Annotated in this window: 9 protein-coding genes; 3 read left to right on the top strand and 6 right to left on the bottom strand. The window is 64.0% G+C overall.

Translation table 11 applies throughout. The features are described from left to right. The gene (locus P9220_RS08735) at window positions 1-1,263 is read right to left on the bottom strand and encodes an EAL domain-containing protein (protein WP_309764491.1); all 1,263 of its coding nucleotides are present in this window, start codon (window positions 1,261-1,263) and stop codon (window positions 1-3) included. Window positions 1,264-1,721: 458 nt separating this feature from the next. On the opposite strand from P9220_RS08735, the gene P9220_RS08730 reads away from it, so the two are divergent. Together P9220_RS08730 and P9220_RS08725 are read left to right on the top strand one after the other, a co-directional pair. Beyond that, entirely contained in the window at window positions 1,722-3,596 is a 1,875-nt protein-coding gene (locus P9220_RS08730) for a GGDEF domain-containing protein (RefSeq protein WP_309764490.1), read from the top strand. Window positions 3,597-3,736: 140 nt separating this feature from the next. Further along, the gene (locus tag P9220_RS08725) at window positions 3,737-5,209 is read left to right on the top strand and encodes an HDOD domain-containing protein (protein ID WP_309764489.1); all 1,473 of its coding nucleotides are present in this window, start codon (window positions 3,737-3,739) and stop codon (window positions 5,207-5,209) included. Between the two features lie 52 nt (window positions 5,210-5,261). On the opposite strand, the gene P9220_RS08720 is transcribed toward P9220_RS08725, so the two are convergent. Further along, the gene (locus P9220_RS08720) at window positions 5,262-5,486 is read right to left on the bottom strand and encodes a hypothetical protein (RefSeq protein ID WP_309764488.1); all 225 of its coding nucleotides are present in this window, start codon (window positions 5,484-5,486) and stop codon (window positions 5,262-5,264) included. A 1,264-nt stretch (window positions 5,487-6,750) separates the two neighbouring features. After that, a complete protein-coding gene (locus tag P9220_RS08715; protein ID WP_309764487.1) occupies window positions 6,751-8,346 on the bottom strand; it encodes a methyl-accepting chemotaxis protein in 1,596 nt (531 codons plus the stop codon). 327 nt (window positions 8,347-8,673) lie between these two features. Between P9220_RS08715 and P9220_RS08710 the strand changes: the two genes are divergently transcribed. Beyond that, the gene (locus P9220_RS08710; protein ID WP_309764486.1) at window positions 8,674-9,906 is read left to right on the top strand and encodes an MFS transporter; all 1,233 of its coding nucleotides are present in this window, start codon (window positions 8,674-8,676) and stop codon (window positions 9,904-9,906) included. A 74-nt stretch (window positions 9,907-9,980) separates the two neighbouring features. On the opposite strand, the gene P9220_RS08705 is transcribed toward P9220_RS08710, so the two are convergent. The 3 genes from P9220_RS08705 to P9220_RS08695 form a co-directional block, all read right to left on the bottom strand. Further along, on the bottom strand, window positions 9,981-10,313 hold the full coding sequence (locus P9220_RS08705) for an STY0301 family protein (RefSeq protein ID WP_309765430.1): 333 nt from the start codon (window positions 10,311-10,313) through the stop codon (window positions 9,981-9,983). A gap of 98 nt (window positions 10,314-10,411) precedes the next feature. Next, a complete protein-coding gene (locus tag P9220_RS08700) occupies window positions 10,412-10,801 on the bottom strand; it encodes a BPSL0067 family protein (protein ID WP_309764485.1) in 390 nt (129 codons plus the stop codon). A 111-nt stretch (window positions 10,802-10,912) separates the two neighbouring features. Then, the gene (locus tag P9220_RS08695; RefSeq protein ID WP_309764484.1) at window positions 10,913-12,808 is read right to left on the bottom strand and encodes a propionate--CoA ligase; all 1,896 of its coding nucleotides are present in this window, start codon (window positions 12,806-12,808) and stop codon (window positions 10,913-10,915) included. Window positions 12,809-12,841 lie beyond the last annotated feature (33 nt).

Genomic DNA, 12,841 nt, shown 5'->3' with positions numbered 1-12,841 from the left:
TCAGTCGAGCGGCTGCCCCGCGAACCACGCCGCCGCCTCCACCTGCAACCGGGCGAGCAGCGCGGGCGTCAGCGCGTCGAGCGCGGGTTCCGCGAGCCGGCAGGTATCGATGGCGCGGGCATCGCCCCGTTCGGCCGCCTGCGCGATGCCGAGCAGCGCGCCGAGCACGCCCTCGCCGGCGAGGATCGCCGAGCTGATATCGGCCGCCAGATGCAGCTTATCGACAATTTGCGCCGGCTGCATGTCGAGCACGACATGCACCAGCGAGAACACGCCCGCCATGAACGCCGCGTCGGAGAAGGCTTCATCCGATGGACGCAGCGCATGCGCCGCGAGCTCCATGAACCGCGCCCGCGCGCCGACGAGTTGCAGCAGCGGATCGGAACGCCACGGCAGGCCGCTGCCGTCGGCATAGAGCAGCAGTTGCGTCCAGCGCATCAACTGGCGCGTGCCGGCCGCGGCCACCGCCTCGCGCAGCGACGACACGCGCCGCCCGCGCGCATGTGCGCTCGAATTGGCGAGGCGCATCAATTGCAGCACGATGTCCGGATTGCGCTTGAGTTCGGCTTCGAGTTCTCGCAAGCCAGGCTCGGCCCCGAGCACTGCGAGCAGCCGCAGCAGCGTGCCGCGCGCGGGACTCGCGCGACGCGCCGACAGCACTTGCGGGCGCGCGAAGAAATAGCCCTGGAAGAGATCGAAACCGAGATCGCGCGCTTCCAGGAAAGCCTCGTGCGTCTCCACTTTCTCCGCGACGAGCAGCTTGCCGTGCCGCTTCGCGAGCGACGCGAGTTCGGCGAGGTGGCTGCGCTCCGCCGCGAGCAGATCGACCTTGACGATATCGACCGATGACAGCGCGGCGAGCAGCGTGTCGTCGATGCGCGCGACATCGTCGAGTGCGAAGCGAAAGCCTTCGCGGCGCAACTGCGCGCATCGCTTGAAGAGGGCGTCGTCGAACACGATGCTCTCGAGCAGTTCCAGCACGAACCGCTCGGGATGCATCAGATGCACGATGTCGTCAAACAGCAGCTCGCGACTCATGTTGACGTAGCCCGCATGCAGGCCGAGCACCGCCGATACGCCCATCTCCCCGACCGTGCGCGCGACGACGTGAGCGGTCGCCTGGACGTCGTCGTGCACGCGCGCGCGATTGTCGGGGCTATCGCGAAAGAGCAGTTCGTAAGCGGCGAGCGCGCCGGCGCCATCGAGAATCGGCTGGCGTCCGACATAAACGCGCGGCGCACGCGTCGACGGGAAATGGGTCATGACGAAAACGGGCGGGCGACGGCGCAACCCAGGGCTGCGCCCCGCGCGAGCGCAAAGGTTTGCGCGAAGAGTCGACGGACAGGAGGCGGGCACGCGGGCCGGCGTGCGTCGGCCTGCAATGGAGTGGCATCGAGCATGAGGCGGAACGTGTCGAGCAAGTTCTCGGATTCGATCGAACCACGCGGCACGGCGCAGCACGGCGCGGGGCAAGCGGTCGATCGCCAGAACGCGCCACTGTAAACGAAAACGCGAGCCGGAGCCTGGATTCGCTCGCCGTGCATGGGCATTAAAGAAATGGCGCGCGCCGCCGATAACTCGCCTGATAGAGCGTGCCGCGCCGTGCCGGCACGGCCAGCACGGTAGCCGCTCGATGCGGCAACCGCGCCGCCGCGAGCGTCCGATGCGTGGGTTGCGTCGACCGCTGACGGCGTGCGCCGCCGCGAGAACCCTAACAGACCATGCAAGCGAACCGGATCAACGACTCCCGCCGCGCACCCTGGCGCATCGCGCTCGATGCGCTGCGCCGCGCATGGGGCGGCGCAGCGCAAGCGCACCACGAGACTGACGAGCGCGCGCGCCCCGTCGACGACGCACCCGCGCCCGCGACCGTGCGCCCTGCCCGCGCGCCGGAGTTCGAACCGACGCTCGCTCCCGTCGATTTCCTCGCGCAACTCGACGACGCCTTGCGTTTTCAGTACGTGTCGGATGCGAGCATCGATTTCATCGGCTATCACCGCGACTACCTGAACATGCTGACGCTGCACGATCTCGTGCCGTCGGAGGAAGCGGATGAACTGAACGCGCTGATCGCCCGCGCGCGCATGAGCGGCAAGCTCGAATCGGCGACACTGAATCTTGTGAAGTCGCTCACTTATCCGATCTGCGTCGAGCTGCGTCTGATGTCGACCGATGCGCTCGGCACGCCGGGCTTCGCGCTCGCCGCCTTCGACGTATCGCGCTGGCGGGAGCGGGAACTGTCGCTCGTGCATGCGCTGCATCACGATCCGCTGACCGGTCTGGAAAACGCGACGGCGCTCGAAGGCGCGATCGGCGCGGCGCAGGCCGAAGCGGAGCAGACACGCACGCAGGCGGCGCTCGTGCTGCTCGATATCGACGATTATCAGCGCATCAACCGGGCGCTAGGCTACGACGCCGGCGACGACATGCTGCGCGAGACCGCGCGGCGCATCCAGCATACGGCCACGCACGGCGAGCGCGTGGCGCGCATGGCCGGCGACGAGTTCGCCGTGCTGCTGCCCGCCGGCGCGACTGCCGAGGCCGCCGAAAGCCTCGGCCGGCGTCTCCTGACCGCGATCGCGCAGCCGTACCGGTATCGCGGGCAGCACACGCATTTGTCGGCGAGCGTGGGCGTCGCCCTGTATCCCGATCTGGCGGCGGCAAAGAACGCAGCAGGCAAGCAAGGCAAGCCCGGCGTGCAGGCGAGCCTGCTGCGCATGGCCGATCTCGCGCTCGCGCAGGCAAAGGCGGCCGGAGGCAACACGCTCGTCTTCCATACCTTCGACGACAACCCCGCCGACGCCGAGCGCCTGAAGCTCGAAGCCGATCTCTACGAAGCCGTGCGCAACGGCGAGTTCTCGCTCTTTTTTCAGCCGATCACGAAGATCCGCACGGGCGCGGTCGTCGGCGTGGAAGCGCTGATGCGATGGAATCATCCGGTGCACGGGCTCGTGCCGCCGTCGCTCTTCATTCCGCTCGCGGAGTCGATCGGTCTCATCAACTATCTCGGCAACTGGGTGCTGAAAGCCGCTTGCATGCAGCTCGTGCAGTGGGACGCCATCGGCATCCGGCTGGATTACGTATCGGTGAACGTGTCGCCGCAGCAGTTCCGCGACAAGCGTTTCATCGCGGCGGTGAAGGAAGCGATCGCGCTGACGGGCATCGACGCGGAAAGAATCGTCTTCGAGATTACCGAAAGCCTCTTGATGCAGGACCCGGAGGAAGCGACGCGCCTGCTCGAAACACTGCGCTCGCTCGGCATTCGCTTCGCCGTCGATGACTTCGGCACCGGCTATTCGAGCCTCGCGTATCTGCAGCGCTTCCCGTTGTCGAAGCTCAAGATCGACCGCAGCTTTGTCGAGAACCTGATTACGTCGCGCAACAACCGCGCGATCGTGAGCGCGGTCGTGGGGCTCGCGCAGTCGCTCGGGCTCGAGCTCGTCGCGGAGGGCGTCGAGACGGAAGCGCAGCGCGATCTGCTCGCGGATCTCGGCTGCGATCACATACAGGGCTGGCTGATCAGTCACGCGCTGCCGTCCGAGGAACTGGCGCGCTCGTTCCAGTCGCACTCGCTGCTGTTGCACGAGACATTATGAGAGTACGCATGTTCGTGTTCTAATCGACGATCGCGCCTCGATTTATCGACGCCTTCCGTCTCTTCGGGCAAGACCGAACGGACGGATGCGCTTCAGCCGCTTCGGATTAGCCGTTGCGAGAACGATAGGTTTTATTACGCATGGCACGCACCAAGGCCGAACTACTGGACAAGTTGTGGGGGCGCATGAGCGAGCGCGGGGATTTCCCGATGCTCTCTCAGGCGCTGCGCACGACCGTGTCCGCGATGAGCGACGACGACCTCGACTTCACGGCGCTCGTGCAAGTCGTGCTGTCGGATTTCGGGCTCACGCAGAAGGTGCTGCGTCTCGCCAATTCCGCCATGTACATGGCTTTCGGCGGCAACATCACGACGGTCACGCGCGCGCTGATGGTGCTCGGCATGGACGCGGTCGGGCATCTGGTCGTGGGCCTCAAGCTCGTCGATCACTTTCATCACAGCGCGCCGCGCCGTATCGACGCCAAGCTGGAACTGAACCGCACGCTGCTGTCGGGCACGGTGGCGCGGCAGGTCACGGAACGCATCGATTTGCGCTCGGCGGAGGAAGCCGTCGTCTGCACGCTGATGCGGCAGATCGGCAAGCTGCTCGTCGCGTTCTATCTCGAGCATGAGTGGGATCAGCTGCGGCGCAAGGCCGCTGCCGAGCGCATCAGCGACAGTCACGCGTGCGCCGAACTGTTGGGCGTGACGTTCGAGGAAATCGGCATCGAGGCGGCGGACCGCTGGCGTCTTCCGGAGACGATTCGCGCGGGCATGCGCGTGAGCGATCCCAGCGCGCCTCCTGATGAAACCGTGCCGAGGCATGTGCGCTGGCTGCAGGCCGTCACCAACTATTCGACGGAAGTCGCCGATGCGCTCACCGCGCAGAACGTGGCCGCGGACGGACGCGAATCGATGCTGGTCGATCTCGCCGAACGTTATTGCGGCGCGCTCAACACCGATGCGGAAACGCTCGCGGCGATGAGCCTCGCGCTCGCCAACGAGGAGAGCGGCGACGGCGTGATGCGCGAGATCGTCGAGTTGCAGGCGAACGCGGATGCGATCGCGCGGGCGGGCGTGTCGGCGGAGGCGCGCATCGGCGCGAGCCTCGAGGACTTGCGCTCGCTGCCGTCGAAGAACGCGTTGGGGCCGGTGCTCGCGCTCGCATCGGAAGCGGTGCTCGCGGGGCTCGGGTTGTCGCGCACGGTGGTGTTCGTGCGGCAGGCCAACAACGAGTTTCAGGCGCGGCTCGGGCTGGGTTCCGGTATCGAGCCGATGCTGCCGGCGCTGCGATTTGCCGCCGAGTTCCGGCCGGACGTGTTCCATCTTGCGATTACGAATCCGGTGGGGATTTTCATCGAGAATGCTCACGATGCGCGTATCGACGCGCGGCTGCCCCGCTGGTACAAGGAGACGCTCGGCGAAGCGCAGGCGTTCGTGCTGCTGCCGGTGAAATCGAACGATACGACCGTTGCGCTCGTTTATGGCGACTGGACGATCGGTCAGCATGTGCACAAGATTTCGCCGCAAGAGATGGCTGCGCTCAACGAACTCACGCGGGAGTTGAGCCGTTTTTTTTCTAGCGCGAACTGGAAGGAAGTCGAGCTGATCTGAATGCTCGGTTTCTTTTGCAGTTCGCGTCCTCTCAGCGTTTATTCAGCGTTTTTCAGCGTTTCAGGATGGCTACGGCCTGCCCGGCGTATCGCACGATGTAGCCGCCGTGGCTGCGCTGCCAGTCGAGTGCCTCGGGCTCGCTCGCGAACCAGTTCTTTTCGAAGTCGTTGAACGCGCCGGCGTCGAGGCGGTATCGATCGATGCAGGCGGGTTCGCGTGTGTCGATGTCGGCTTTGCATGCGTCCCAGGTTGGATAGCCCAGTTCGATGGCCAGCATCGATAGCATGTGCTTCAGCTGTAATTCGCTGCGCGAGGCGTGGAGGGTTGTCAGGCTCGGACTGCCGGGGGCTCTCGATGTTGCCGCCAGGCGGCGCAGTATCGGCAAGGCCGCGCTTGCATCGCCGTCGCGGGCTTGCCTGAGCAGACGTCGCGCGTGTTCGCGCAGGTAGTCGGTGTTGCTTGCGGACGATTCGATCGGACAGGATGTGGACCACATAACGTTGTTCCCTTTCTATGCGCCGTTCTCGCTGCGGCTGGATAAGGTTCGACGTTGCGGTTCGATACGCGTTCGATCGAACGCGTGGACGATGCTTTTTTTTACTGCCTGGCAGGTGCGTATGGCTTTCGCGAGAGTGGGCGCTCCTGCCGCGCCCTCATTGCGGTCGGGATTTTAGTTCTTGTTCCGGAATTTTGGCAAGGGGTGCGATTGGGTTTTCTGTGTACTTGGTCGTTCGGTGAACCTGGTCGTTCGGTGAACCTGGTCGTTCGGTGAACCTGTATTCGTGTCGGTCTATTAGTGCGCCCCTCCCCGGGGCGGGGGTAACTTTCTTTGCTGCTGCAAAGAAAGTAACCAAAGAAAGCAGCTTTTCGGACCCAAAGCACAGTACGCGTAACCACTTCGTAGAACATCGGTGGCTCCCAGCTTGACAGAGCCCTGAATCACCTTCCACGCCCACTGACTACTTACGTCCTCCGAGCCCCTTGGCTCGTTAACACCGTCGTTCTTCACGGGCTGAGCATACAAAACCATGTCGTTTGTTGAACGAACTCACGCACGAAGGGAAAGACACACGGCATTATTTAACATCTTAACGTTTCTCCGGGGTCGACGACCGGCGACTTTCATTCTCGGCTTCACCTAACAACCGAACGAAATCCGCGATCCATGGACTGCAAAGCATGGTGAAATCGATTGTGCGAAATGCAAGAGATGTACTTTGCGATTGATTAGGCATCCCGTTGGTGTTAGCGAGCCAAGGGGCTCGGAGGACGTAAGTAGTCAGTGGGCGTGGAACGTGATTCAGGGCTGTGTCAAGCTGAGGGCCACGGGTGTTCTACGGAGTGACCACATGAGTTAGTGCTGCGGGCCCAGAGGCTGCTTTCTTTGGTTACTTTCTTTGCATGGGACCAGAGTAAGGCGCTAAAGCGCCAACTCTGGTCGACAGCCAAGAAAGTGACCCCCGCCCCGGGGAGGGGCGAGCTAATAGACCGACACGAATACAAGTTTACCGACAAATACAACCACCACGACCAACACAAGCTCAGCAAAGCTGAAATTTACCCACAAGCGCCTTAAGCGCGCGCGCTTGATCATCGAGCGATTGCGCCGCAGCCGCAGCCTGCTCCACGAGCGCCGCGTTCTGCTGAGTCCCCGCATCCATCTGCGATACCGCGTGTCCGATAGCCTCGATGCCCGTCTTCTGCTCCGCCGAAGCCGCCGATATCTCGCCCATGATGTCCGTCACGCGCCGCACCGCCTTGACCACTTCCTCCATCGTCGCGCCCGCTTCCTGCGCATAAGTCGAACCATCGGAAACACGCGAGACGGACGTATCGATCAACGTCTTGATCTCCTTCGCCGCCGCCGACGAACGCTGCGCAAGACTGCGCACCTCGCCCGCCACAACCGCGAACCCGCGCCCCTGCTCGCCCGCACGCGCCGCCTCCACCGCCGCGTTCAGCGCGAGAATGTTCGTCTGAAACGCAATCCCCTCGATCACGCCAATGATGTCGCCAATGCTCTTCGCGCTCGCATCGATGCGCTGCATCGTCTCGACCACGCGATTTACCACCGTGCCGCCCTTCTCCGCGATCTCCGACGCGTTGTGTGCGAGCGTCGTCGCCTGCATCGCGTTGTCGGCGTTCTGACGCACCGTCGACGTAAGCTGTTCCATGCTCGCCGCAGTCTTCTCCAGCGCGACAGCCTGCTCCTCCGTACGGCGCGACAGATCGACGTTGCCCGTCGATATCTCGCTCGACGCCGATGCAATCGCCTCCGCGCTCGCCGCAATATCGCCGACCGTCGCGGACAAGCCCGACTGCATCTCGGACAGCGCATAAAGCATGCTCGCATCGTCGCGACGCTTCAGCGCAATCGGATACGCAAGGTCGCCCGACGCAATGCGGCTCGCAATCTCCTTCGCATAGCCCGGCTCGCCGCCAAGTTGCCCCGACAGGCGCCGCACCATCCACTCGCTGACGACGATCGCCAGCACGAAGAGCGCCGCCGTCAGCGCCAGTACCATCACGAACGACGACTGGAAAATAAACGCGGCCGCATCGATCGTGCGCTTCGCGGCAGCGCCGCGTCGCTCGACCAGCTCGTCGACCATTTTTTCCAGCTTGCCGGTCTCCACCAGCAACGAGACATCCTGCGTGCCGACCTGCCAGTTCATCTGCGAAAGATCGAGCGGCTGCTCCTTCACTAGCTTGACGAAGGTGCGCAGATTGCCACTCCACGTTCCGAGCGCCGCGGAAAAGCGCTTCTGCTGCGCGAGCGCGTCGGTGTCGGCGTGATCGACGTATTGCGATAACTGCGCCTGCTCCTTGCCGATTTCCGTCAGCGCGTGCTCGATCTGATCGCCGAGCTCGTCGCGCTCCTTCGCCGTCGACGCGGTGAGCAGCATCTTCTGCGAACGGCTCGCGCGCAACAGATACCCGCGCGTTTCCTCCGCCGCGCGGCTCGCGACATAGCCCTGCGTATAAATCGATTCCGTCGCGCCGTTGAGACGGCTGATCTGCGTGAGCGAGATCGCGCCGATGGCGAGCGTGCCCGCCAGCACGAGGCCGAACGCGAGGCGCAGCGATGCTTTGACGGATAGGCCGCGCCTGTCGGCGCGCAGCGTGTGCAGTTTCATCGATGATCCCCGTAATCGTTATGGTCGAGCGTGCGCGCTTCGGCGCGCTTCCATGCTCTGCTTCTGTGTGCATCTACGGCAGAGCTCCGGTTTTCTTTAACGTCATCCGGCGCGACCACTTGCTTCGCCCGATGCGACGCCCGTGCGCTTTTATAACCGGCCAAAAATCGCAAGCGTCTGACGATTGCATCGAGCAGCCGTGTCCGATTCGCGACAATTCTTGGCAGGACACCGCAAGCAAGACAACCTAAACTTGCCAGACATGCGGTTCGCGCATGAATCCCAATCAAGAACACTCCGAGACAACCGTTTCTTTTAGCCATCGACATGCAAACGAGCATCGACAAAGGCGCGTTTCCGCCATCGGAAACGACTGCCGCCGCTGCGCCCGCCGTGCAGCGCACCGTTTATTCCGTGCTGGGCGCGATCAGTTTTTCGCACCTGCTCAACGACATGATCCAGTCGCTGATCCTCGCCATCTATCCGATGTTCAAGAGCGAATTCGCGCTCACGTTCGGGCAGATCGGGCTGATCACGCTGACGTATCAGATCACCGCGTCGCTGCTCCAGCCGCTCGTCGGGCTATACACGGACAAACATCCGAAACCGTATTCGCTTCCCGTCGGCATGGGCTTCACGCTGTCGGGGCTGTTGCTGATGTCGGTTGCCGGCAGCTTCGGGACACTGCTGATCGCGGCGGCGCTCGTCGGCTGCGGATCGTCGGTGTTTCATCCGGAATCGTCGCGGGTGGCGCGCATGGCGTCGGGCGGCAAGCACGGTCTCGCGCAGTCGCTGTTTCAGGTGGGCGGCAACGCAGGCTCGTCGCTCGGGCCGCTGCTTGCCGCGCTGATCGTCATTCCGCACGGCCAGCGCAGCATCGCGTGGTTCTCGGCGGCCGCGCTTCTGGCGATGGTCGTGCTCGCGAACATCGGCCGCTGGTACAAGCGTCATCCCGCGACGAAGAAGGGCCGCGCGCAAAGCACGCAAGCCGCGCTTCCGCGCGACAAGGTCATCATGGCGATGAGCGTGCTCGTGCTGCTCGTGTTCTCGAAGTACTTCTATCTCGCAAGCATCACGAGCTACTTCACGTTCTACCTGATCAGCAAGTTCGGCGTCTCCGTGCAGGCCGCGCAGATTCATCTGTTCGTGTTTCTCGCGGCGGTCGCGGCGGGCACGATCATCGGCGGGCCGGTGGGCGACAAGGTCGGGCGCAAGGCGGTCATCTGGGTATCGATTCTCGGCGTCGCGCCGTTCACGCTGCTGATGCCCTACGTCAACCTGTTCTGGACAGGCGTGTTGTCGGTGATCATCGGCCTCGTGCTGGCATCGGCGTTCTCGGCCATTCTGGTGTATGCGCAAGAACTGATTCCCGGCAAGGTCGGCATGGTCGCGGGGCTGTTCTTCGGCTTCGCGTTCGGGATGGGCGGCGTCGGCGCGGCGGTGCTCGGGCATCTCGCGGATGTGACGAGCATCGACCATGTGTACAAGCTCTGCGCGTTCCTGCCATTGATCGGCGTGCTCACGGTGTTCCTGCCGAAGACGAACGATGCGAAGGCTTGATGCGCTGATGCCGCGCTAACGCGTCCTCATGCGCAAACGCCCGGTCGTGGTTCGTGACCGGGCGTTTTGCTTTCTTAGTCGCAGGTTGCGATCAGTTGCCTGTATCCGCCGCCGGCGATCGATTCGGACGCGCGGCATCGCGAGACATGCCCCGACAGCTTTCGGGAAAGCAAGATGGTGTTCCCATACCCGCACGAGAGCCAGATTCCCTCGTCGTTCTCGGCCGCGACGAATCTCCATTCGAACGATTTCCGCCCGTTTTTCTTGCTGATCTCCGGCTTCAGGTCGCGCCGGGTCGCCGGCGGGCCGATGGTCACGAGCATGTCCTGAACCGGCAGCGTCGTGCGTCGCTGCTCGGGCTGCCAGCCATCGGGGGCATCGGTGACGACTGCGGGCTGCATGTCGATGCGCGCAGGTCATTCAATTTGCATCGCCATCGCGTAAAAAGACGCGAGCAGACACGCAAGGCCGACAAAGGCTCTGCACAGTCGATTCATCTTCGCCGTCATTCGATGATGGAGAAAGCGTCGGCATTGTTGCTCGGGTCCTCGTACCCGCCGCTTCTCAGCGTGCCTTTGAGACAGAGCTTGCGAGCCGATACCAGCGGCTTGTTACTGTCGTTTCCCCACTGGTCCATTACCCATATGCAGTCACCTTCGCGACGCAAAAAAAGCGCGGCGTGGTTCCCGTGAGCGTGGCTTCGATAGCGCCCACCAACGAAGGTAGCGATGGCCGTCCCGGGCAGAATGATCGCGGTATCGGGCACGCTCGTGCCTGCGCGCCAGCTCGCGGTGGCGGGCGCGTGTGCATCGTGCTCGACGAGGTCGACGCACTGTTGCGAACCGGCCATTTCGGCACCTTCCAGATTGGCTGCGTCGTTGTAGCGGTATGACATGAAGACCTCCGGTGAAAAGGCCTCCGAATCATATGAGCGACGTCTTCGTGCGGTTCGCCGAAGCGCGTGGAATTCGCGCGCTTCTTGCGGCAAATCAATGCCGGGAAGCCACTACTTCCCCTCCAGCGCCGACCTCACCTGCGCCAACGCCCCCGCGTCCTCGATCGTCGGGAGATCGCCCGGATCTCGCCCTTCCGCCAGCGCCGCGATCGCGCGCCGCAGCAGTTTGCCCGAGCGCGTCTTCGGCAGCATCGATACGAAATGCACGCGCGCCGGCCGCGCGATCGCGCCGAGTTGCGTATCGACTGCATGGCACAGCTCCGCTTCCATCCCCTCGCGCGCGCCGGGCGCATTGATGCGATCGGCGTCGCGCAGCACGACGAACGCCGTCGCGGCCTGGCCCTTCACCGGGTCGGCGACACCGACGACCGCCACTTCCGCCACCGCCGCATGCGCCGACAGCGCCTCCTCGATCTCGCGCGTACCCAGGCGATGCCCCGCGACGTTGATCACATCGTCGGTGCGCCCGAGTATCGATACATAGCCGTCCTCGTCCCGCACGCCCCAGTCGAAGGTCGAATAGACCATCTGATTCGGCACGCTGCGCCAGTAGGTGTCGACGAAACGCCGGTCATCGCCCCACACCGTCTGCATGCAGCCGGGCGGCAGCGGATAGCCGAGCGTCACGACGCCCTTCTCGCCCGGCGCGCAGACGTCGCCTGTCTGCTCGTCGCGCAGCGTCAGCGCGAAACCCATCGACGGCACGCCCGGCGAACCCAGCTTCGACGGCAACGCCTCGATGCCGCGCGGAATCGCGAGCATCGGCCAGCCGGTCTCGGTCTGCCAGTAATTGTCGATGACGGGCTTCTTCAACGCGCTCTGAATCCACTGCGCGGTAGGCTCGTCGAGCGGCTCGCCGGCAAGAAACAGCGTGCGCAGGCTCGACAGATCGTATCGCTCCATCAGCGCCGGGTCCTGCTTCTTCAGCACGCGAAGCGCAGTCGGCGCGGTGAACATCAGGTTGATGCGATATTGCTCGACGAGCCGCCACCAGACGCCGCCATCGGGACGAACCGGCGTGCCCTCGTACATCACCGTGGTCAGTCCCGCGATCAGCGGCGCATAGATGATGTAGCTATGCCCCACGACCCAGCCGATATCGGATGCGGTGAACATCGTGTCGCCCGCCGCGCCCTGAAAGATGTGCTCCATGGACGCTGCGAGCGCGACCGCATAACCGCCGACATCGCGCTGCACGCCCTTCGGCCTGCCCGTCGTGCCGGACGTATAAAGCACGTACGACGGTTCGTTCGATTCGAGCCATTCGCACGGCACGTGCGCGTCGAAGAACTGCTCGCGCAGCGGCTCGTAGGCGACGAGATAGCTCGCCTGCAATCGCTCGGGCGCAAGCTGGCGGTCGATCAGCAGCACTTGCGTCACCTTGAATTCGGCGCGGGAAAGCGCTTCATCGACGAGCGGCGTGTAGTCGATGACCTTGCCCGCGCGCGCGCCCGCGTCGGCGGTGACGATGAGCGCGGGCTCTGCATCGTCGATGCGCGCCGCCAGGTTCGGCGCCGCGAAGCCGCCGAACACGACCGAATGGATCGCGCCGATGCGCGCGCACGCGAGCATCGCGAAAACGGCTTCGGGGATCATCGGCAGATAGATGAGCACGCGGTCGCCCTTCTTCACCGACAGCGAGCGCATCACCGCGGCCATGCGGTTCACTTCGGCGTGAAGTTCGGCGAACGTGTAGCGCCGCTCGATGCCCGTTTCCGTCGATACATAGACCAGCGCGTCCTGTTGCGCGCGCGTCGCCAGATGGCGGTCGACCGCGTTGTGGCAGAGATTCGTCCGCCCGCCGATGAACCATCGCGCGAACGGCGGATTGCTCGCATCGAGCACGCTGTCGAACGGCGTCTGCCAGTGGATGCGGCGGGCCTCGTCGGCCCAGAAGGCTTCAGGCTCGTCGATCGACCGTCGATACGCTTCTCGGTAAGTCGGCATGCGCGTCCTCTGCAAAGCGGCGTTGGCTACACA

Origin of the sequence: Caballeronia sp. LZ016, assembly GCF_031450805.1 — a bacterium.
Classification (GTDB): Bacteria; Pseudomonadota; Gammaproteobacteria; order Burkholderiales; family Burkholderiaceae; genus Caballeronia.
The sequence above is the reverse complement of the archived record's forward strand: the minus strand, read 5'-3'. Positions and strand labels throughout refer to the sequence as shown.

Coding starts and splice junctions, on each gene's coding strand:
- P9220_RS08735 (WP_309764491.1), bottom strand. CDS start 1,263: ATGACCCATTTCCCGTCGACGCGTGCGCCGCGCGTTTATGTCGGACGC.
- P9220_RS08730 (WP_309764490.1), top strand. CDS start 1,722: ATGCAAGCGAACCGGATCAACGACTCCCGCCGCGCACCCTGGCGCATC.
- P9220_RS08725 (WP_309764489.1), top strand. CDS start 3,737: ATGGCACGCACCAAGGCCGAACTACTGGACAAGTTGTGGGGGCGCATG.
- P9220_RS08720 (WP_309764488.1), bottom strand. CDS start 5,486: ATGCTGGCCATCGAACTGGGCTATCCAACCTGGGACGCATGCAAAGCC.
- P9220_RS08715 (WP_309764487.1), bottom strand. CDS start 8,346: ATGAAACTGCACACGCTGCGCGCCGACAGGCGCGGCCTATCCGTCAAA.
- P9220_RS08710 (WP_309764486.1), top strand. CDS start 8,674: ATGCAAACGAGCATCGACAAAGGCGCGTTTCCGCCATCGGAAACGACT.
- P9220_RS08700 (WP_309764485.1), bottom strand. CDS start 10,801: ATGTCATACCGCTACAACGACGCAGCCAATCTGGAAGGTGCCGAAATG.
- P9220_RS08695 (WP_309764484.1), bottom strand. CDS start 12,808: ATGCCGACTTACCGAGAAGCGTATCGACGGTCGATCGACGAGCCTGAA.